This is a genomic window from Granulosicoccus antarcticus IMCC3135, from assembly GCF_002215215.1.
Lineage (GTDB): Bacteria > Pseudomonadota > Gammaproteobacteria > Granulosicoccales > Granulosicoccaceae > Granulosicoccus > Granulosicoccus antarcticus.
Genome location: NZ_CP018632.1, coordinates 2,597,263 through 2,619,362, shown reverse-complemented (window position 1 = coordinate 2,619,362; position 22,100 = coordinate 2,597,263). Strand labels below are relative to the sequence as shown.

Here is a 22,100-nt window from a genome sequence, read left to right as displayed (position 1 = left end):
CCGTTTCGATATCAACCACATTCACGGTACCCGGTTCAGTATTCAAGGTTGTACGACCAACTCCACTCGACGGTTCAGTGCACGGCCTTCACGTGTGTCGTTAGGTGCCACTGGACGTTGCTGTCCATAACCCAGAGCAGAGAGTCGCTCAGGCCGGACACCCGCTTGTGACTCAAGGAAGTTGACGGTATTTGCCGCACGAGCCACTGACAATTCCCAGTTGCTTGGGAAAAAGGTCATCAGCTCACCCGAGACAGGAATACTGTCAGTGTGCCCTTCCACAACGATATTGTTGTCAAGCCCTTTCAGTGCCTCAGCTACCCGAGTCATCAGGTCTCGACCAGAAGCACTCAGGCGAGCACGTCCGGAAAGAAACAACGCTTGACTCGGCAGGTTCACAACAACGCCATTGTCATCACGAATAGTGACTGTCACATTGTCAACACCGTTATCAGTCAGGTTTGACTCCAGCGTGTCACGCAACGACGCAGCTTGTTGAGTCTCTGAATCGGTCTCACTCTGCAGACCTGCCAGCTTGGCAGCCAGGTTTTCGGCCAGTGAGAGCTGCTCTGCGGCTCCCTGATTACTGGCAGCCAGTTGCTCACGCAATGTGGCAGACGCTGTTTCGGCATCACTCAAACGAGCTTCCAGGTCTTCCTTGGCAGAACTCAGCTCACTCAGTTGAGTTTCCAGACCTTCTTTGCCGGTCTGCAATTCAGCCAGGTTGGCCTCGATTGCCTGCTTCTCTTCTGAGAGCGTGAGCTGCTGAGCTTCAAGCTCGGCGACACGATCCTGAACCGAGCTGACATCTGATTGCAGCGAAGTACGGGCGTCAGTGGCTGCCTGCAATTGCGTTTGCAAATCGGTATTTTCAGTGTTCAAAGCGGCAAGACTTTCGTTCAGAGCACCAGTATCGGCCTCCAGCGTCGAACGCAGACTCTGCACCTGACTACCCGCATTGCCTAGCTCATCCTGTGCACTGACCAGTTCGCCCTGCGTACTGGCCAGTTCCGCTTCCAGCGCTGCCCGACGTTCTGCGGCATCCGCTACCTGCGTTTCAAGATCGGCAATCTGCGCCTGGGATTCGGTCAGCTGTTGCTCGAGAGCGGCTTTCTGTCCATTGCTTGCCTCCAGAGACTGCTCGACATCTGCCATCGTCGCAGAGGTTGTTACAGACGCTTCACGGGCATTGGCAAGTTCTGTATTCAGATCGGTTACTTGTGTCTGAACGGTGACCAATTCGCCTTGTAAAGACTCGATTGCCTGAGCATCAGTTGAGTGAGACTCATTGGAGACTGACAGTTGAGCTTCCAGATCACCTACCAACGCACCTAACTCGATGACCTGGGTTTCCAGCTCATCTCGATTGCTTGTCAGTGTCGCCAGTTCGCCGGTCAGATCCTGAATCTGCACCTGCAGCCCATCGCTGGAACTTGAAGCTTCGCCAATTTCAGCAGTGGCTGCTTCCAGGTCGCTCTGTAAAACAGTCTTCTCCGATTCCAGAGCAGCCAGTTGCTCACCCATACCGGCTTTCTGTGTTTCCAGATCCGTGACCTGTTCGATCAGATCACCGTTCTGAATTTCCAGATCTGCAACTTGCTGGTTCAGTGCCGCTTGCTCAGTTTCCAGAGCGCTGAGCTGCTCCAGGGAGCCTTCACGCTCAGCACGTAATGTTTCAACACGCTCTTTCAGATACTCATTGGCTGCTTCCATATCGCCACCGGCAGCCTGTAACTCGATGTTTCTGGCTGTCAATTCCTCGTTGACCGATGTCAACTCGTTCCTGGCTTCCGTGAGAGCGACCACTTCTTCATTAGGCTGGTTCGCACTGGCATCAAACAACGTCTGCATTTCGCTTACACGACCTTCCAGCTCTTGCTTCTGAGTTTCCAGTGCAGCCAATGCTTCGTTATCGGCAGGGGCAGATTCGGCGAACTCCAGCTGACTCAGGAGAATCGATACTCGGGTTGCCATCTGAGCGCGTTGAACATCCAGATCACCGGCACGTTGTCGCAATTCTGAAATTGCCGGATTCTGTAAATCAACGGTTGCCTGCAGTTCGGCCATTTCTGCCTCTCTGCCTGCCATCGCCTCTTCCAGCGAACTGCTGCGAGTGCGTAGTTCAGCCAGGGAAGCTTCCTGCTCGGCAACAGTTGCCTGTAATTCGTCAATACGTGCCTGGCGTGATGCCAGCTCAGCTTCCAGTGAAGTGCTGCGTCCACGTAATTCGGATATTGCCGGTACTTGCAGATCAATGGTTGACTGCAATTCTTCAGCCTCACTCTGACGGGCAGCCAGTTCAGCTTCCAGTGAAGCGCTGCGGCTTCGCAGCTCCGCAATGGCTGGAACCTGCAGATCGATGGTGGCTTGCAGCTCTTCAACTTCTGCCTGACGAGCAGCCAGTTCTGTTTCCAGAGTTACGCTGCGCTCACGCAGCTCATCAGCTTCTGCCTGAACAGTCGCAAGCTCCTCTCCCTGAGCAGCTTCGGTTTCGCTCAACTGCGCCTGAAGAGTACTGACATTGACTGCCATCTGCGCTCGCTGTACGTCCAGCTCCGAGCTGCGTGAACGAAGCTCAGCCAGTGCCGGCTTTTGCAGTTCTATAGTCGCTTGCAGTTCAGCAAGTTGCTCTTCGTATACTTGCTTCTCTTCATCGGCTACGGCCTGGGCAGCTGCCAGTTGCTCTTCCAGATTCGAGTTACGCTTGCGCAATTCGGCAATGGCTGGTTTCTGAACATCGACAGTGGCCTGCAGTTCACCGACTTCGGCTTCCAGCTCGACCAGTGTTTCTGCTGCTGTATTACGCTCGGCTTCCAGACTTGCCTGAGTTGAACTGAGTGCCGTCTTGTCGGCTTCCAGTGTGTTCAGCGTAACCTGCATGGCATCACGCTCACTCGTCAGAGTATCGCGAGTGGCTTGAAGCTCTGTCACATCTGCTTGCAGCTGAGCAACCTGGCTTTCCATACTTTCAGTCTGATCACTGACCTGTGCCTGCAGACTCTGGATCTGGAAAGTACGAGTTTCAACTTCTTCAGCGGCTTCATTTTGTACCAGCTCAAGCCGATCCTGAAGTCCGTTGAGAGACAGTTGCAGTTCAGTTTTTTCTGATCGCAAGACATCGCCCTGCTCCGTCAGACTGTCAACATCCAGCAACAATGCCTGCTTCTGTGCTTCCAGTTCGCCCAGCTCCACATTCAGTGCAACGACTTCTGAATCAAACTGATTCTGCAAAGACTGATAACCTTCCTGTGCCGCTTCGATCTTGTCGTCCTGATCGGTGGACATAGACAGCAATGACTGAACCTGTGTATTCAGTTCACCCATGCTGGATTCACGCTGGGCAATAGCCATTTGTGCTGTCTGAAAGCTTTCGTTCAGCGAGTCGTACTCACCTAACAGCCCCTGAAGAGCTATTGACTTCTGTTCTATCTCGGTTTCCAGTGATACCTGTTGAGTGTAAAGCTCATTTTTCACATAGGCCAGTTCGTTAGTACGGTTATCCAGTTCAGTCTGTAGATCGGCCAGATTCCCGCGTGTATCAGAAAGACGGGACTGGGTATCTTCAAGTTCAAGCTGCGTGTCTGCCAAAGTCGTTTCGGTGACTACCAGGCGATCCCGCGTAGTACTCAGTTCGTCTTCTACCGCTTCCACGTGGCTTTGCATGGCCGTCAGCTCTGATGCCAATGCCGACTTGCGTGCTTCCAGATCACCAATATCTGCATTCAGCTGAGCCACATCAGTGTCGTATACAGCCAACAGCGAGTTGTAACTGGCTTGTGCATCTTCTAGTGCGCCACCTGAAAAGCTGGAAGCTGATTGCAATGACTGAACTTCTGATTGAGCGAAGTTGACAACCACTTCCTGCTCGGCAAGAGCGGCGTTCTTTTGCTGAATCTGTGCTTCTTGTACCTGCAGTTGATCCTTGAGGCTCGCGATCTGCTCGCTCAGCTCGGCAACTTTGGCATCCTTGATTTCAAATTGCTGACCCGAGGCACTCATCTCGGCCTGCAAGCTCGCCATTTGCTCGTTCAGCTCGGCAACCTTAGCATCTCTATCGGCCACTTCCAGCGTGGAAGCTTCAATCTCGGCACGCAGACTTTCAATCTCAGTATTCAATTCAGCCAGGCGAGCATCGCGCTCGACCACTTGCTGACCGGCGACTTCAACCTCGGACTTCAGTTCAAGTACGCGTTTGTCAGTTTCAACATCAATCGCGGCAATAACATCCTGTAGCTGAGTCGTCGCGGCCTCGCGCTCTGCTTCCAGTTCAGCCATGCGCGTTTGAGCAACTTCCAGCTCAGCGCTCAAGGAGGCTACCTGCTCCTCCAACCCGGTCTTGCTCTGACTGACGTCAGCCAGCAAGCTCTGGTTATCGGTGCGCTCAACGTCCAGTTCGGACAACTGGGTGCGCAGCTCGGCAAGACTGGACTCGCCAGTAGCAATTGTTACTTCCAGCTCGGCCTGTTCAGCTTCCAGTTCGGCAATGCCGCTTCTGGCTGTTTCCAACTCCCCATTGCGCTCATCCAGCAACAGGCTCACACGATCTCGATCGAGCTGCGTGCTCTTCAGATCGTGCTCGACATTGGATCGGGAAATCCAGGCAGCGACCAACGCTATGAGCGCTAGAGCGGCCAAAACGAATTTCAACTGATAGGAAGATCTACTCGGGGCTTTCTCAAACTCTCTGAACATGAATTCGGTTCCGGGGACAAGGATCGGACAACGTAAATGCGGAGCGCAGCACCCATCGTAGCGAAAACACCCAGTCGCCACAATCTCGGTACGCAGGAAAACACGTATTTCGGCAGAGCTTTCAGTAAACTACACACTCCACCATATTCCAGTGATGCACGAGTATTACCATGCGAGCCCTGATATAGCGCAGTGTGCGCCAGTATATAAGACTCGTGAGGCTGGAATGTAAATCACATGACACAAAAAATCAGAGGCAGTCAAACTTGCGTATTCATCTCAGTGCTTTGGGTTGTCGTCTGAACGAGGCCGAGCTTGAACAATGGGCCACCGCGTTCACCAAAGCTGGTGACCAGATTGCCACAGAACCCGCAGAAGCAGACGTGCTCGTACTTAATACCTGCGCAGTCACACGCGAGGCGGTCCGCAAGTCACGTCAGAAACTACAGAAGCTGCAACGGGATAATCCTCAGGCGAAACTGGTCGTCAGCGGATGCTACAGCGAGCTTGAACCCGCTAATGCATTAGCCGAGCTGGGTGTCGACCTGATTGTTCCCAACACCCGCAAGGACGAGCTGGTAACGTTGACTCGACATGCCTTTGCCGACTTATCGATGCCTCAGGCGGCGACTCTGCCGGCGAATGCTGCCCTGTTCACCCGTAACCGGCATCGGGCATTCATCAAGATTCAGGATGGCTGTCGCTACCGTTGTACGTTTTGTATCGTAACCGTTGCCCGTGGTGCCGAACGAAGCCGCACCATCGCAGACATCGTTGAGGAAGTACGCGCACTGGAAGCCGATGAAGTCCGTGAAGTGGTACTGACCGGTGTCCACGTGGGTGGTTATGGCTCCGACCTGGATACAAATCTTGAAGCTTTGGTAAAGGCTCTGCTGGACGATACAGACATTCCGCGCATCCGCTTCGCCTCGGTAGAGCCTTGGGATTTGTCACCAGGCTTTCTCGATCTGTTTGCTAATCCACGAGTGCAGCCGCATATGCATCTACCCTTGCAAAGTGGCTCGGATACCGTGCTGCGACGCATGGCTCGCCGCTGCAAGACGGTAGATTTCAACGCCCTCACCCAGTCACTTCGCGAGGCTGTCCCGAACTTCAACATCACGACCGACATCATCGCCGGATTTCCCGGTGAGACAGAGCAGGAATGGGCCGACTCGATGGATTTCATCGCAACACAAGGCTTCGGGCATATTCATGCGTTCACCTATTCGGAACGTGACGGCACCCGAGCGGCGACATTGCCGGATTCGGTCCCCATGGAAATACGCCAGCAACGCAGCCGACAATTGCATCAGCTTGGCGACCAACTAAAGAACGAACAACTCAGCCGTTCAATCGGAACCGTGGCAGATGTGCTGTGGGAGCGTGGTCGTCAGACAAGCAACGAACAGGGCCAGAGCATCTGGACTCATCAGGGCTATACGCCCAACTACCAACGTGTGCGCACCCAAAGCCATGAGAACCTGGCTAACCGTATTTTGCCCGTCAAATTGACAGGCATTGAGGATGGCAAGCTCACGGGCACTTCGCAGATGTAATGTCCGTGCGGGGCGCGTAGATACCGCATCGCAAAATAACAATAATACTGAAGCAGGAATGCCAGAGTACGCATTGGCGTTAACTCTGTGCTACCTGCCGATCTGAATTTCATTCATTTCACCTGCACTCATGCCGCAGCGCACCCAATGAAAGTGCATTATTTTTCAGTCTACATGACCTGTCGCCGCTAACATCCATACCACGAATAGCGGGCATACCCTCTCTTGCACTCGCTGCCAATAGTTACTATAAACGGGTACTATTAAGGCATTGCGATACCAACCACGGGACGACAGAATCACACATGGCTATTAACCCGATGCTTGACGCCGACGAGATTGAAACGCAGGAGTGGCTCGATGCGCTTGAGGCAGTTATCGAACATGAAGGACCCGAGCGTGCTCACTTTCTGCTCGAACGCCTGATCGACAAGGCACGCCGATCTGGCGCTAACCTGCCCTACGATGCAAGCACCGCTTACGTCAATACCATCCCCGTTCATCTGGAACAAAAAAGCCCTGGCGATCATGAGCTGGAGCATCGTTTGCGATCCATGATTCGCTGGAATGCCACAGTTATGGTGCTGCGTGCCCAGCGCGACGATTCCGGCCTGGGTGGTCACCTGTCCAGCTTTGCCTCGGCAGCCACTTTGTACGATGTGGGCTTCAATCACTTCTTCCAGGCACCGACACACGATCACGGCGGTGATGTCGTCATGATGCAGGGTCATTCCTCACCCGGTATTTACGCCCGATCCTTTCTCGAAGGACGGCTGACAGTCGAGCAGCTTGACAACTTTCGTCGTGAAGTCGATGGCAAGGGTCTGTCCTCCTACCCCCATCCCTGGCTGATGCCCGAGTACTGGCAGTTCCCAACCGTCTCCATGGGCTGGTGTTCGCTGACCTCGATCTATCAGGCGCGATTCATGAAATACCTGCAGGACCGGAGCCTGGCACGCACTGACAATCGCCAGATATGGGCCTTTCTCGGCGATGGCGAAATGGATGAGCCAGAATCACTGGGTGCAATCTCACTGGCAGGACGAGAGAAACTGGACAATCTCAACTTTGTCATCAACTGCAATTTGCAACGACTTGACGGGCCGGTACGTGGCAATAGCAAGATCATCCAGGAGCTGGAGGGCGTCTTTCGAGGTGCCGGCTGGAATGTCATCAAGGTCATCTGGGGTTCGTACTGGGACACACTGTTAGCGAAGGACAAATCCGGCAAGCTGATGCAGCTGATGATGGAAACCGTCGACGGCGAGTATCAGAACTGCAAGGCCAAGGGCGGCGCCTATACCCGCGAGCATTTCTTCGGCAAGTACCCTGAAACCAAGGCCCTGGTTGCCAACATGACCGATGAAGATATCTGGCGCCTGAACCGCGGCGGTCATGACCCACACAAACTGTACGCAGCTTACAAACAAGCTGTCGATCACAAAGGCCAGCCAACCGTCATACTAGCCAAGACCGTCAAAGGCTATGGACTGGGCGAGTCCGGCGAAGGCACCAACGCGACCCATCAGCAAAAGAAGATGGATCTTGCCTCATTGTTGAAGATGCGTGATCGTTTTGGTCTGACGCTGACCGACGAGCAAGTCGAAAACTACGAATACATTCTGCCTGATCCTGAGAGTGCCGAAATCAAGTACCTGCATGAACGTCGCAAGGCATTGGGCGGCTACTTGCCACAGCGCAAGAAATTTGCGGAACCACTGGAAGTGCCACCACTGGAGGCCTTCAAAGCGGTTCTGGAAGGCTCTGGCGATCGTGAAATATCCACGACCATGGCTTTCGTGCGTTTGCTGACCATCCTGACTCGCGACAAGAAGATCGGCAAGAACATCGTACCGATCGTACCCGATGAGGCACGCACCTTTGGTATGGATGGCATGTTTCGACAGCTGGGCATCTACTCCTCTGTTGGTCAGCTATACGAGCCGCAGGATCGTGACCAGATCATGTACTACAAGGAAGACAAGTCCGGGCAAATTCTCGAAGAAGGCATTACAGAAGCTGGCGCGATGGCCAGCTGGCTCGCAGCAGCCACTTCCTATTCGACACATGGCGTGAACATGTTGCCGTTCTACATCTATTATTCGATGTTCGGCTTCCAGCGTATTGGTGACCTGGCCTGGCTGGCAGGAGACATGCGCGCCTGTGGCTTCATGATTGGCGGTACGGCAGGACGTACAACCCTCAACGGCGAAGGCCTTCAGCACGAGGATGGTCACTCGCTGGTACTGGCCAATACCATCCCTAACTGCATCAGTTACGACCCCTGCTTCAGCTACGAGATGGCGGTGATCATTCATCACGGCATGACCCGCATGCTGACCAATCGGGAAAGCGTCTATTTCTACATCACCGCCATGAACGAGAACTACCTGCATCCGGCCATGCCTGAAGGTGCTGAAGAAGGCATCATCAAGGGTATCTACCAGCTGCGGCAAGTAGCGGACGGCGATGCAAAAGCGGCTAAAAAACTGACCGGCAAAGTACGCCTGCTAGGTAGTGGCACCATTCTTCGCGAGGTCATTGCTGCAGCCGAAATGCTGGAAAAAGACTGGAACATCGGTGCCGAAATCTACAGCGTTACCAGCTTCAACGAACTGGCGCGCGACGGCCTGGAAGTGGAACGCTGGAACATGCTGCATCCGAACGACGAACCCCGTGTACCGTATATCACCCAGATACTGGGCAATGATGACTCAGCGGTTGTCAGCTCGACGGACTACATGAAGACCTACTCGGATCAAGTGCGCGAGTATGTGCCTGCCACCTTCACGGCACTGGGCACAGATGGTTTTGGTCGATCCGACACTCGCGAAAAACTACGAGAGTTTTTCGAAGTGGATAGACGCTATGTGACCATCGCTGCACTTCATGCCTTGTCCATGGACGGCAAGATGGACAAGGTATCGGTAGCCAAGGCGGTGCAGCAGTATGGCATCGACCCTGACAAACCGAATCCGGCGACAGCTTGAGGGGACAATCATGAGCGAATCCGATAAAACCATAGATATTGTCATACCTGACATCGGCGACTCGGAAAGTGTCGAGATCATCGAGATACTGGTCGCCGTTGGTGATCAGGTCAGCAACGACGACTCGTTGCTGACGCTGGAAAGTGACAAGGCAAGCATGGAAGTACCAGCCACGAGCGCTGGTGTTATCAAATCTCTGACTGTGTCGATCGGTGATAGCGTCAGTTCAGGCGCTGTTATTGGCACAATGAGTATCGCAGACAGCGCAGCCTCTGAATCCAGTGACAAACCAGCCGCTGCCGAAGCTGAGACGCCAGCCAGAGAAACGGAAGAACCCGCAGCTGCCAAGCCCGACAAACCGACCCCGCCTCCAGCGAGTCCGGCTGAACCCGTCAAACCGGCACCTTCCAGCCAGAGTACTTCTCCGACGGCCCATCTCGATGATGAAAACATGCGTAAAGCGCATGCAAGTCCTGGAGTGCGACGCTACGCCCGGGAGCTCGGTGCCGACTTGTCGCTGGTCACAGGTACGGGCCCCAAAGCACGCATCACCAAGACCGACGTCACCGCCTTTATCAAGCAGGCCCTGGAAGGCATGGGCTCAAACTACCGTGGTGGCTCCGGTGCGGCTGTCTCTGGTGGGGCCGGCATTCCTCCTATCCCGGAAGTCGACTTTTCCAAATTCGGAGAAATCGAAAGGGTCGAGCTGGGTCGTATCAACAAACTCAGTGCCGCAAATCTGCATCGGGCCTGGTTGAATCTGCCCATGGTGACGCATCACGATCTGGCTGATGTCACCGAGATGGAAGCTTTCAGAAAGCAATTGAAAGAAGAATCAGGCAAGGATGATCCGAAGGTCACCGGGCTTGCCTTCCACATGAAAGCACTGGTAAAAAGTCTACAGGCGTTCCCCAAACTGAACAGCTCTCTATCGGCTGATGGTGAGGCCCTGTTCTATAAGCACTACTACCATATCGGGATTGCAGTGGACACACCTAACGGCCTGGTGGTACCTGTGTTCCGTGATGTGGACAAGAAAAGTGTTCATCAGTTGGCTATAGAAATGTCTGACGTCAGCACTCGTGCGCGGCAGAAAAAACTGAAACCCGATGAAATGCAGGGTGCCAGCATGACCATATCAAGCCTGGGCGGTATTGGCGGCACCTCTTTCACCCCCATCGTCAATCCACCGGAAGTCGCTATTCTGGGCATTACCCGTGCCTCCATGCAGCCTGTCTGGAACGGCTCGGAATTCATACCCAGGCTCATGTGCCCACTGGACCTGACCTATGACCACCGAGTGGTCGATGGGGCTGATGCAGCCCGTTTCATGGCCTTTTATGTGCGTCAGATCAGTGATATTCGACGACTGACACTGTAAGGCAACCTGAGTGCCCAGCGAAACCGTGTGGACAGTTTCGAACCAGGCAAACACATGCACGTGAACGCAGAGCGAATCGATAATGAGTGAGCTGGAAACCGTCAAGATCCCCGACATCGGAGATGTGGATGATGTCGAAATCATCGAGGTACTAGTCTCCGTGGGTGACACCATTGGACTGGAGGACTCCCTCATCACGGTCGAAAGTGACAAGGCCAGCATGGAGATCCCCTCCCCCGCTGCAGGTGTCATTACCTCCTTGCTGGTGAAAACCGGTGATCGAGTATCCGAAGGCAGTGACATACTGGTACTGGATGTTGCGGCTGCGGCCTCAAACCCGGCACCCACACCTAGCGAGCCAGCCCAGGCAACTCCAACAGCAGACTCGGCTTCAGAGGGCAGTCAGAAACCACCACCAACAACAAGAACCACAGCCCCTGATGCTGCAGGAGCCTCCGAAGAGAACCGGCAAGCCGCCGACGAACATCATGACCTGGTCGTGCTCGGAGCAGGCCCCGGTGGTTATACGGCAGCCTTTCGCGCCGCAGATCTGGGACTCAAGGTTCTGTTGATTGAACGCTATCCCGATCTGGGCGGAGTCTGCCTGAATGTAGGCTGCATTCCCTCCAAAGCCTTGTTACACACGGCGGCCATCATTCAGGAAACACAGGGCATGAGTGCGCACGGGGTTACCTTCGCAAAACCCGAGATCGATATCGATAAATTACGCAGCTTCAAGGAAGAGGTGATCGGCAAGTTGACAGGCGGGCTCGCCGGACTCGCTAAGCAGCGAAAAGTGACGGTTGCACACGGCTTCGCCCGCTTCCGTTCCAGCCACCTGATCGCCATCAGTAATCCTGAGCAGCAAGAAGGCGCCGACCAGGCCGATCGACTTGTCAGCTTTGATCAGGCCATTATTGCCGCAGGTTCGAAAAGTATCCGTATACCAGGCTTCCCCTATGACGATGAGCGCCTGATGGACTCTACCGGAGCGCTGGAACTGGCCGATATACCCAAGCGACTACTGGTCATTGGCGGCGGCATCATAGGCCTGGAGATGGGTTGTGTCTATGCAGGGCTGGGATCAGCTGTTACCGTCGTGGAACTGTCTGAGGGACTGATGCCCGGCTGTGATCGTGATTTGGTCAGACCTTTGGAAAAGCGCTTGAAAAAAGATTTCGAGAATATCTTTACTGGTGCGAAAGTGACCGGCATAGAGTCCACCAAGAAGGGCTTGAGTGTCACCTTTGAAGGTGGCAAGGCACCTGCCAGCGATACATTTGATCGGGTGCTGCTGGCAGTCGGTCGCAGCCCCAATGGCCATGCACTGGACGCAGACAAGGCTGAGGTGCTGGTTGATGAGCGGGGTTTTATCGCTGTCGACTCACAGCAAAGAACCAATGTGCAACACATCTTCGCCATTGGCGACCTGGTCGGCCAGCCCATGTTGGCTCACAAGGCGACGCATGAGGGCAAGGTTGCTGCCGAAGTGGCGGCCGGTCAAAAGAGCTATTTCGATGCCAAGACGATTCCTTCCGTGGCCTACACCGATCCGGAAATTGCGTGGATGGGACTAACCGAGACGGCTGCCAAGGATCAGGGAATCAGCTATGAAAAAGGTGCTTTCCCCTGGGCTGCCAGCGGTCGTGCGCTAAGCATGGCACGCAGTGATGGCTTGACCAAGGTTCTCTATGATCCGCAAACCAAGCGAATTCTGGGAGCCGGCATTGTCGGCCCGAATGCCGGTGAGCTGATCGCAGAAGCCGTTCTGGCCCTGGAAATGGGCGCAGACCTGGAAGATCTGGCGCTGACGATACATCCGCATCCGACTCTGTCGGAGACACTCAACTTTGCAGCAGAAGTTGCTGAGGGAACTGTGACAGACATCTACATTCCCAAACGCTGAAGCATTCATCGGATCAGCTGCATCAGCCTTGATATAGCCGGCACTGCCGTTCAGACTTTGTAAATCTGCAATCGACGGCCTGATACTCCAGTACAGGCGGTAGCGACCATGCGCAACGCATGGTTCTTGCTGCTACCGCCTGCTTACCCTTGCGAACACGGGAAGCGTTACAACGCTTCGATGTGCTTGCGCACGCTGTCCAGCTTTGCGTTTACCGCGCTCTGCCCTTCGGGTGTCGCAGAGCCGGAAACCAATAGCTTCAGCTCATTCATTTCAGCCAGCAGATCCGCCTTCAGATCAGTACTGGTCACCTTGCTGGTGTCGTGTTGATTGATTTCAACCAGAGAATCAAGCTCAGCCACGGCTTTGAGCAGGAATGGTGAAATTTCGTAGGTGTGTTCCATACGTGAAGTACCGCCATCAGCGATGACTGTCTTCATTGAACGACCGAATTTGTACTTGCGGGTATGTGGCAGAAAAGAACCTTTGGCACGCTTGTAGATAACTCGAAGCACATCCTTGTCCGCACCGTCCTGACGCAGGCTGTAGTGGGAAATTTCATGAAAACGAACGATGCCCATTTCCGCGAGTGCAGGATAATCGGCGATTTTTTCAGCAAGATTTGCAGACATATTTGTATTTTCCAATGACATTTAAAACCAGAGAATTTCTAAAGAGACATAGCTATCGGCCATGTCTGCGGCGAATATAGGCCTCCCATGCTGCACTGCAACATCGCTAATGGAACAAGTGATGACACGCTGCTGAATGAATCTGGAGTTATCTGAAAACCGAAAATCCCGCAAACCCACCTCTGTCAGGACATTCTGGCTGCTCGCCCTATTGCTGTGGCGCTGATACGGCTTGTGAAAAATACGCTTTGGTCACCTTTGTTTACTGTTGTCTCTTGCCTGACGAGTGTTATTCGCACGTTATCACGGCCTGCCTGCCAGCCTTTCCCATCAGCCTGACGCTCACGCACCCGTAGCCTTGATCACTCACGCTGCACGAGAATTGCTGGCGAATAACCCTGACTATCGATAAACGCAGCGTCGATGTAAACCTGCCGACTGAACAAATGGCAGACGGTGCCGCTAACCGTTCACAAGTTGGCGCAAAAAATGGATCAATCAATGAAGTTGGGACCTGATCGCCACCAGGCTCGGGGGTTTACCTTGATGGAGTTGCTTATAACCGTTTCAGTAGCTGCAATCCTGATGGCCACCGCCGCACCTGGGTTTCAATCGCTGATACAGCAATCTAAACAGGAAAGCCGGGTGAACGAATTGACAGGTGCACTCTATTACGCGCGCTCTGAGGCCATCAAGCGCTCGTCGCGAATCAGTGTTTGCGCTCGTAGTAGCAATACCAGCTGCGGAACCAACTGGGACAAGGGCTGGATCGTATTTATCGACAATGGAGCAACCCCGGGCGTGATCGATACATCGGAAAGCGTACTCAAGGTTGCCTCCTCACTGCCCAGTGGTTTCAGGGTTAAAAACACGGCCATCGTGCAGGGAGCATCAGAAGCCACGCAACGCTCTTATGTCAGGTTTGGCCCCAGAGGCCTGAGTAACTGGCGTGGCTCAGGCACCTTCACTTTCTGTGATGGGCGCGGCACCAGTGCTGCGCGTGCTATCAACGTATCAATGAGCGGCGATGTCAGACACGCCCGCGCCGACGGTAGCGGCATCCGATACGACACCTTCGGAACGGCTCTGAGCTGTACAACGCAAAGCAGCGACGCATGAGATCAGCAGATTCACGACCCGGCCGCCGCCATGGGTTCGCTCGCGGGTTCGCTCGCGGGTTCGCTCGCGGGTTCGCTCGCCAGTCCGGTATTGGCTTGTTGGAAGTGTTGATTGCAGTCATTCTGCTATCGATCGGATTTCTCGCAACAGCACGCATGCAGGTTGGAGGCATGCGCTACAGCCAGAGTGCCTACACGCTGTCACAGGCAAAATTCATGGTGCTGGATATGACAGAACGTATGCGTGTCAATCGCGACGGTATGAAAGGCGATGCGTACAAGGGTAAATATACGCAATCGGGAACCTCAAACCCTGCATGTGTCAGCAGCACCACTGCCTGCTCGCCAGCTGACATTGCTGTCGCAGATCTACATGCATGGAGTCAGAGCTTGTATGCCTCTGCCGATTCGACGGGCTTCATTCCTCTTTTACCCAGCTCAAGCACCATACCTGCAAAGGGGAGCATTACCTATGACGCTACCGAAGGTGCCTACCATGTTGGTGTGCAATGGAGCGAGATGGTCGAGGGAACTGACACTTTGCGATCATTGACTGTCAAGGTGTTCCCGTGAAGTTACCAGTGCAGCTCAGGACAGTTTCATCACCTGGAAGAGGACTGTTGCGCAACAGCACATTGCAGACGATACATGCGCAACAGGGCTTGTCACTCATCGAAATCATGATAGCCATGGTGGTCGGTTTGCTACTAGTCGGGGGCATGATCACCGTCTTTGCTGGCTCAAAACGCAGTGCCGAACTCAATAAAACCATGGCCATGATTCAGGAAAACGGTCGCTTTGCATTGAGTTCGATGGTCAGTGATGTGCGCCTGGCTGGCTTTCAAGGTTGCACCGACAGCCGGATCAAGGCGCGAATTCGCGCAACTCTGGCACCCACCAGTGACTTCTCTTTGAGCAATATTTCCAGCTCATTGATCAATGCCGATGGCAGCTGGGCTCCAGCGGCACCCCTGAATTTTGTGCCCCCGACAACGGCAGGCAGTCCGCTTCCGGGCACCTATGCTCTATCAGTACAGTTCGGCAGTCCTGAGACGCGCCAGATTCAGGCCATGGCCAATGTGTCCACCGATGTCGTTATAGCAGGCTCTGATCCTGCGATCGTGACTACCGGGGACCTCGCTCTTATTTCCAACTGTCAGGTGGCTGATATTTTCATGGTTACCAATGCAGCCAATGGCGTATTGAAGCATGCCGCAGTTGGCAATGGTGGCAACAACAGATTGTCCGCCCCTTACGGCCAAACGAGCAATGAACGTGCACGCATAATGCGTTTTGAAGCCAATATCTATTATGTCGGCAATACTCAGCGAACAAATGCTGCTGGTGAACCGGTCTACGCACTGTATCGACAGAGCTGGCCCTACGATCGCCCTCCCGTAGAGATGGTTGAAGGCGTATCCAACATGAAGGTACGTCTCGGCTTTCGCAACCCTGACGGTAACAGCAATCTGAACTACGTCAGTCCCGAAGACTCAGCTGCAGCCAGTGGCAGAGTCGAAAGTGTCGAAATCGGTATTCTGATGCAATCCTTTGAACAGGTTGCAGCAGATACAGACAACCGAGCCTACCTGCTGGCAGGTACTACTCTGTCCCCCGGAAGCAGCAGCTCCAGTGCAAGCACTCACTATATCGCGGATCGAAGCTTGCGCCTGGCGTTCGGCTCCACCGTCAGCATCAGGAATAGACGATGAACCACCCTTTCGAACGACAAGGTGGCGCGGTCTTGATGATTGCCATGATCATGCTTCTCATGCTGTCTGTCCTGGGTGTCTCAGCTATGCGTGAGGCATCGTTAGAGGGACAACTTGCAAGCAATGCGGTACACAAGGAGATGACCTTCCAGGCTGCCGAATCAGCCTCGGATTCGGTACTGGCCCTGGAGGGCAAACTTGAATCCATCATTTGCAGCGATATCGAGGAAAACCTCGAGCAGAATGCGCTTGGTCAAGCCACGGGACAGAATACCGGATCGGTGCTGGAATACGCCGGTCAGGCTGCAGTGCTGGGCTACTCACTGGGCAGTGGCATCAGTGCCAGGCGATTTGTCGTCACCGGCACCTCCACACTTCCCGACGTCAATACATCTACGAGCATTGCGCAGGGCATGCTATTGATCGGTGCTGCCGACAGCACTGGAGACTGTTGATGAATTCGCTGAAACATCGCCATACCGGAGCGTTCTGGGCTGGCTTGCTGCTCTCTTGTGCTGCACTGAGTACTTTGCAGGCTGACGACACTGAAATATTTTTCGGCCAGGCCGACGACGCTTTCAACAACAACCCCAACATACTGTTTGTGTTGGACAACTCCGGGTCAATGACCGCAAAGGATGCCGGATTCGGTGACACCAGTCGGATGGACAGACTGAAAACGGCCATGAGTTCCCTGCTTGACCAATCAAGTAGCTTCAACGTAGGGCTCATGGCTTTTCAGGGTCGTGATCATGGCGGAGCAATCCGCTATCCAATCGGTTATCTGGAGGCCGAAAGCACTGAACTATGCGACGGTATATGCCCTGATGAACTGATCGTGGCACGCCCGGATGGCGGTAGCAACGATGGTACTGAAAACGATATTTCAAAAGAAATATCCTTGCACTCTGCAACTTTGGTCATGGCCAATGTCGAGAGTGCAACAGAAGATACGAGCGAAGCAGAAGTCATTGAAACCACAGGGACTGCCACAGCGTCCACAGAAGTTGTGGAGTACTCTCCGACTGATGCCAGCACGCTTGTAAACGAGCACGACCAACTAACCAATCGCTGGTTCCACGACGGCGTTGCCGAACATGGTATTTCTCTTTTTGCGTATCGCTTCGACGATGTGCAAATTCCAACAGGTGCCACGGTCACATCCGCAACCATTACCTTCACCCAGACCAACTCAGCAAACCAGTCAGGTGATGTGGCAGCCTACATCAGTGCCGAAGCAACACCGCTCCCACAGGCATACCCGACAAGTTCCAATGGAACTTTGTCGTTGGCAGAGCGTATTGATCCCTTGCGACGAACCAAGGCACTGGTCAGATGGGAGCCTATCCCTCCGGACAGCGCCTCAAGTACCCCTCCGGCAACAGGTACCGACATCAAGGCTGACACCCCCGAGATTGCCTCGGTGGTGGCTGAACTTGTTAGCCAGCCGGGCTGGGCTGAAGGCGGCAGCATGTCGTTTCTGCTCTCCCCGGTAGACTCCTACTCGGCCACTGGTGCAGATATACGCGAATTCTATGGCAGTGTAGCCGCCGCCAACCGGGTACCGCTCCTCAGCTATACCTACCATGAAGCTCCCAACCCTGACCTCATGACCAGCGTGCTGAATGCTTCTGCGCATGTCGATGAGGTGACCGAACAGAATACAGAAGTCGTCAGTCGCAACAGCGAAAACGAAGTATCACAATTGTTTCATGCTGGCTCCAGCAATCATCCAAGGCAACTGGCATTGCGCTTTGACAATATTTCCATTCCTAAAGATGCCATCATAAAAAATGCCTATCTGACAATGACATCAGCCTCTGAAAGTGCAAGCCTGTCTCCTGATGATGACTGGACCACGGTAGAGGGCAGTGGCAACGAGGTGATACCGGACGAAACTGATTCATCCAGTGTGGATCCCTCTACAGACCCTGCTGATTTATCAACCGATACAGACCCCGCTGATTCGTCAGTCGTTACCGCTCCCGACGAACCAGACTCTGCCGCAGCCAACCCGACTCTTTCCATAAATATTCATGCTGAACTGAGTGCGTCTCCCGAAAATTATGGTTCAACCGTACTGGATGAGCGTACACACAGTTCTACCTTCATCCCCTGGGAGAACATCCCTGATGCACCTGACACCAGCATGTCGTCACCGGATATCTCAGCACTGGTCTCTGATGTTATTGCATTGGAAGACTGGAATTCAGGCAATTCGATATCCCTGCGCTTGAGCGCCACCGAGGATTACAGCAACTCAGCAGATAACAGCCGCCATTTACTCACAGCCGTTGCAAGCGAAAAACCTGAATTGCGCATTACCTGGGAACCCAGCGATACGGACACCGATGATGAAGGTCAAACTCAGAAGACAGCGATTCGCTTCTCCTATGTTCATATTCCGCCTGGCGCACAGATCAAGAGTGCAAAGATCGTTTTTCATTCAGCCAAAGCCAATGATGAAGCCACCAGTCTGGACATTTCTGCCGAGAAAATTGCCAGCTCGCAACCGCTGACTGTCAGCTCGAACAACATCGGTTCACGCGATCGTACTACCGCACAGGAAACCTGGGAGGTCGACCCCTGGCTGACAGTCGGTACCGCTTACGACACGCCAGACCTTACCCGTATCGTCCAGGAGCTTACCGACCAGCCTGAATGGTGTGGCGGAAACCCGATGACATTCATACTCTCAGGCTCGGGTGAGCGTGTCGCTGTCAGCGCTGATGCAAATTCCATTGATGCTCCCACACTACAAATCACCTATGCCCCGGATTCTGTTCCTACGGGTGCCTATTGCTCCAACAGTTCCGTTGTCTCATTGCTCAGCGAAGCACGTGGTGATGCCGTGCAAAACATCAGTAGCAACGTGGTCACTCTGAACGGTGCATCACTAAACAGCGACAGCAACAATAACGGCACCGGGGACAAGCAGATCCTGGGCCTGCGATTTGACGATGTGAATATCCCTAACGATACCAGGATCGTCAGCGCGACACTGAGACTGACGACCAACGAGGAAATTGCGGACACAGCCCAGTTCAAGATCAGTGTGGAGGATGAAGATAATGCGAGTGTATTCTCAACAAGCAATAAGGATATCAGCTCCAGAAAATGGTCCGGCGACACTACATGGGAAAGCACCCCTCCAGTAGCTGCCAATGAAAGTATCTTTACCAGCGACCTGAAGTCACTGGTATCGAAGGTAGTGACTCGCTCCAACTGGCAGCGTGGCAATGCCATGGCTTTTCTGCTTGAACCTTCTCAGCTCGACAAACCTCGATCGTTCGCATCCTTTGATGTCAATGAGGCGAACTCTGCCCAGTTGATCATCTATTTCGAATCTGAAAGGACCAGTCCCGGCACCCGGTTTCGAGATAACCTGAAGCAACATGTGAACGAGCTGGTCGCAATGGGAAGTACTCCCATCACCTCCTCTCTCTACGAGGCCGCTCTGTACTTTCGTGGAGAGCCGGTGGATTATGGCACACAGCGTGGGAAACGTGCATGGGCGGACAGATTCCACCGAGTCAGTCATCCGTTTTCCTACACCGGCGGTGAGCTGTCAAGACCTGCAGGCTGTTCGGACGCAGATCTCGATTCAGATGCCTGCATTCAAGAGATCATTTACAACAACAGCTCAACTGCCACCTATATTTCCCCTTTGGAAAGCCAGTGCCAGACTAACCATATTGTCTTGCTCTCAGATGGTTCTGCCACCTCCAATTCTGCCTCTTCCAGAATCCAGGCAATGACGGGGGGCAGTTGCGACAACAGCTACTCCAGTGCCGAACAGTGTGGTAGAGAATTAGCCGCATGGATGAACACTACAGATCATTCCAGTACTCTGATCGGATTACAGAATATAACGACCCATACCATTGCGTTCAATCTTGCAGAATCGGACCGAGGCTATCTGGCAGATCTGGCCGAGCTAGGTGGCGGTGGTGCTTATTCAGCCGACTCGACAAGTTCACTTTTGACAGCCTTTCAGAGTATTTTTCTGAACGTCAGCAAGACCGACACCAGCTTTGTTGCACCTGCTGTGACACTGAGTCAACAGAATCGCATGAAGAATCGCGACGATTTGTACTATGCCGTATTCAAACCCGAATCCACCGCCCGCTGGAATGGCAATCTGAAAAAATACAAGCTCAAAGGCGATGAGAATGAACTGACCAGCATTGTGGATCAAGAGCTTGAACCCGTCATCGATGACACCACTGGCAACATCAAACCTGGATCAAAGAGCTTCTGGTCCAGTATCGTCGATGGCAGCAGTGTCAAACTCGGTGGTGCGGCTGAGCAGATCAGAAACAATGGCAGCTCGCATCTGTCTCGGAATGTCTATACATATACAGGCAAAACCACCGATTTGACACACAGCGACAATCAGCTGTTGCCAGACAATGACGAGCTTGATCCTGACTGGTTTTCTCTTTCTCCCAGTCTGGCCGCCGATGCCGACTACTACCGGAATCTGGTTGACTGGGCGCACGGCAAGGACGTTCTGGACGTCGACGGAGACGAGAATACTGACGAGCCTCGCGGGCAGATGGGCGACCCCATGCACTCTCAACCTTTGCTGCTCAACTATGCCAGCGGCACCGACGTCGATAGTATCGTATTCGTTTCGACCAATGATGGCTATTTGCATGCCATAGACACCGATACCGGCAAAGAGAAATTCGCCTTCGTGCCGAAAGAACTACTCAAGAACATGAACAAGCTCATGGCCAATGAGCCCACATTAAGTCGTCCCTATGGTCTCGACGGTGGCATGACTACCTGGATTCAGGACGACAACAACAATGGCATTATCGACGACGGCGATAAAGCCTATCTGTACGTCGCCATGCGACGCGGTGGCAGCCAGTATTACGCGCTCGATGTATCTCATTTCAATAATCCCAAATACTTGTGGAGCATTCAGGGTCGAACCAATACACTTGATACTGATCTGAGCACCGCCGATGGCGATTTTGTAGAGCTCGGAGATACCTGGTCACGCCCCATCAAGACACGCGTCCGTGACGGCTCATCTGTCGTTGATGTGCTGGTATTCGGCGGTGGATATGATCCGAACCAGGACCCGACAGTCTCTACTTCCGACAGCGACACCAGTAGCAGCAGGTCCACTGATGGTGTTGGACGCGCGATTTTCATCGTGAACGCTCGAACCGGTGCCCACATGTGGCAGACCAACCGTACGACCGACTTCCCCAGCATGGAATACAGTATTCCATCAGAAGTTCGTGTTATCGATATCGACTTCGATGGGCTGGCAGATCAGCTCTATGTCGGCGATATGGGGGGGCAGATCTGGCGCCTCGATATTAACAATGACTCAACGTTGACAGACTCTCTCGCCGAGCGCATTGACGGAGGCCGGATTGCCGAGCTGGCTGGCATTGCTGCGCAAGATGCACGGCGCTTCTACTACCCCCCTGATGTGTCTATTATCGCAACTGATGGGTATCAGCAACTTGCCATCTCCATTGGCTCCGGATGGCGTGCTCATCCACTGGACGATGTTGTACAGGATCGCTTCTACAGTTTGCGTTCACCCTACGTCTATGGCAAGCCGATCGACAGTTTTGGCCAGGTCGAGTATCAGACTGTAACTCATGCCACTTCTGACCTGGTGGATGTCAGCGACATCATCAGCCCCACATTGCCAGTGAATAGCAAGGGCTGGTTCATCGACCTTGAAGGAACAGGCGAAAAGGTTCTCAGTTCCAGTGTGACCGCGGACAACAAGGTCCTGTTCACCTCCTACCTACCTGAAGTGGATTCCGTAGCCTGCTCTGCGGCGGAAGGTGGTGGTGCGGTGTATGCCCTTGATGTCATGAACGGCTCACCCGTTCTTGACCTGAATAACTCTGGTTCAGATACCGACCTGACAGCTGACGACCGATCACGCCTGCTTTTACATGCCGGGATTCCACCACCGGCATCTGTTCTTTTTCCGGAGAGCGGTAACGCCAGTCTGGTAATAGGTACCGAAAAAATCGATGAATTCAATCTTGGTGAATTACGACGCCGCACTTTCTGGCAGGAAAAAATAGAGGAAAACAGCCTGTAGTTTTAAAACAGTGCACCTGCTG

At 53.6% G+C, this 22,100-nt stretch carries 11 protein-coding genes; 9 read left to right on the top strand and 2 right to left on the bottom strand.

From position 1 onward, the window contains the following. Positions 1–42: 42 nt before the first annotated feature. Positions 43–4,635: an OmpA family protein gene (locus IMCC3135_RS11430; RefSeq protein WP_157735923.1), complete on the bottom strand. Its 4,593-nt coding sequence runs from the start codon at positions 4,633–4,635 to the stop codon at positions 43–45. Between the two features lie 323 nt (positions 4,636–4,958). Here IMCC3135_RS11430 and mtaB point away from each other — a divergent pair, with 323 nt between their 5' ends. From mtaB to lpdA, 4 genes are all read left to right on the top strand, one after another. After that, the gene (gene mtaB / locus IMCC3135_RS11425; RefSeq protein WP_088917720.1) at positions 4,959–6,251 is read left to right on the top strand and encodes a tRNA (N(6)-L-threonylcarbamoyladenosine(37)-C(2))-methylthiotransferase MtaB; all 1,293 of its coding nucleotides are present in this window, start codon (positions 4,959–4,961) and stop codon (positions 6,249–6,251) included. 305 nt (positions 6,252–6,556) lie between these two features. After that, positions 6,557–9,241, top strand: coding sequence for a pyruvate dehydrogenase (acetyl-transferring), homodimeric type (gene aceE / locus IMCC3135_RS11420; protein ID WP_088917719.1), 2,685 nt, complete (start codon positions 6,557–6,559; stop codon positions 9,239–9,241). A 10-nt stretch (positions 9,242–9,251) separates the two neighbouring features. Next, a complete protein-coding gene (gene aceF, locus IMCC3135_RS11415) occupies positions 9,252–10,622 on the top strand; it encodes a dihydrolipoyllysine-residue acetyltransferase (RefSeq protein WP_088917718.1) in 1,371 nt (456 codons plus the stop codon). 82 nt (positions 10,623–10,704) lie between these two features. Beyond that, complete coding sequence (gene lpdA, locus IMCC3135_RS11410; RefSeq protein ID WP_088917717.1) at positions 10,705–12,528, top strand: dihydrolipoyl dehydrogenase; 1,824 nt, start codon at positions 10,705–10,707, stop codon at positions 12,526–12,528. Positions 12,529–12,695: 167 nt separating this feature from the next. Here lpdA and IMCC3135_RS11405 read toward each other — a convergent pair whose 3' ends face one another. Then, a complete protein-coding gene (locus IMCC3135_RS11405; RefSeq protein WP_157735922.1) occupies positions 12,696–13,160 on the bottom strand; it encodes a DUF3461 family protein in 465 nt (154 codons plus the stop codon). Between the two features lie 501 nt (positions 13,161–13,661). Between IMCC3135_RS11405 and IMCC3135_RS11400 the strand changes: the two genes are divergently transcribed. Genes IMCC3135_RS11400 through IMCC3135_RS11380 form a run of 5 tightly spaced genes read left to right on the top strand, consistent with a single transcriptional unit; the run spans position 13,662 to position 22,078 of the window. Further along, a complete protein-coding gene (locus IMCC3135_RS11400; RefSeq protein WP_169727446.1) occupies positions 13,662–14,279 on the top strand; it encodes a GspH/FimT family pseudopilin in 618 nt (205 codons plus the stop codon). Further along, on the top strand, positions 14,276–14,851 hold the full coding sequence (gene pilV, locus IMCC3135_RS11395) for a type IV pilus modification protein PilV (protein ID WP_088917714.1): 576 nt from the start codon (positions 14,276–14,278) through the stop codon (positions 14,849–14,851). The genes IMCC3135_RS11400 and pilV overlap by 4 nt, the downstream gene beginning before the upstream one ends. A gap of 47 nt (positions 14,852–14,898) precedes the next feature. Then, on the top strand, positions 14,899–15,990 hold the full coding sequence (locus IMCC3135_RS11390; protein WP_088917713.1) for a PilW family protein: 1,092 nt from the start codon (positions 14,899–14,901) through the stop codon (positions 15,988–15,990). Beyond that, positions 15,987–16,445, top strand: a complete 459-nt coding sequence (locus IMCC3135_RS11385; protein ID WP_088917712.1) for a pilus assembly PilX family protein — start codon at positions 15,987–15,989, stop codon at positions 16,443–16,445. Before IMCC3135_RS11390 ends, IMCC3135_RS11385 begins: the two co-directional genes overlap by 4 nt. After that, positions 16,445–22,078 carry a PilC/PilY family type IV pilus protein gene (locus IMCC3135_RS11380; RefSeq protein WP_088917711.1) on the top strand — a complete coding sequence of 1,878 codons (5,634 nt, stop codon included), beginning with the start codon at positions 16,445–16,447 and terminating at the stop codon, positions 22,076–22,078. The genes IMCC3135_RS11385 and IMCC3135_RS11380 overlap by 1 nt, the downstream gene beginning before the upstream one ends. The last annotated feature ends 22 nt before the right edge of the window (positions 22,079–22,100 follow it).

Bases quoted from the DNA above. Each gene is read 5' to 3' on its own strand.
- aceE (WP_088917719.1), top strand. From the start codon at position 6,557: ATGGCTATTAACCCGATGCTTGACGCCGACGAGATTGAAACGCAGGAG.
- aceF (WP_088917718.1), top strand. From the start codon at position 9,252: ATGAGCGAATCCGATAAAACCATAGATATTGTCATACCTGACATCGGC.
- lpdA (WP_088917717.1), top strand. From the start codon at position 10,705: ATGAGTGAGCTGGAAACCGTCAAGATCCCCGACATCGGAGATGTGGAT.
- IMCC3135_RS11405 (WP_157735922.1), bottom strand. From the start codon at position 13,160: ATGTCTGCAAATCTTGCTGAAAAAATCGCCGATTATCCTGCACTCGCG.
- IMCC3135_RS11400 (WP_169727446.1), top strand. From the start codon at position 13,662: ATGAAGTTGGGACCTGATCGCCACCAGGCTCGGGGGTTTACCTTGATG.
- pilV (WP_088917714.1), top strand. From the start codon at position 14,276: ATGAGATCAGCAGATTCACGACCCGGCCGCCGCCATGGGTTCGCTCGC.
- IMCC3135_RS11385 (WP_088917712.1), top strand. From the start codon at position 15,987: ATGAACCACCCTTTCGAACGACAAGGTGGCGCGGTCTTGATGATTGCC.
- IMCC3135_RS11380 (WP_088917711.1), top strand. From the start codon at position 16,445: ATGAATTCGCTGAAACATCGCCATACCGGAGCGTTCTGGGCTGGCTTG.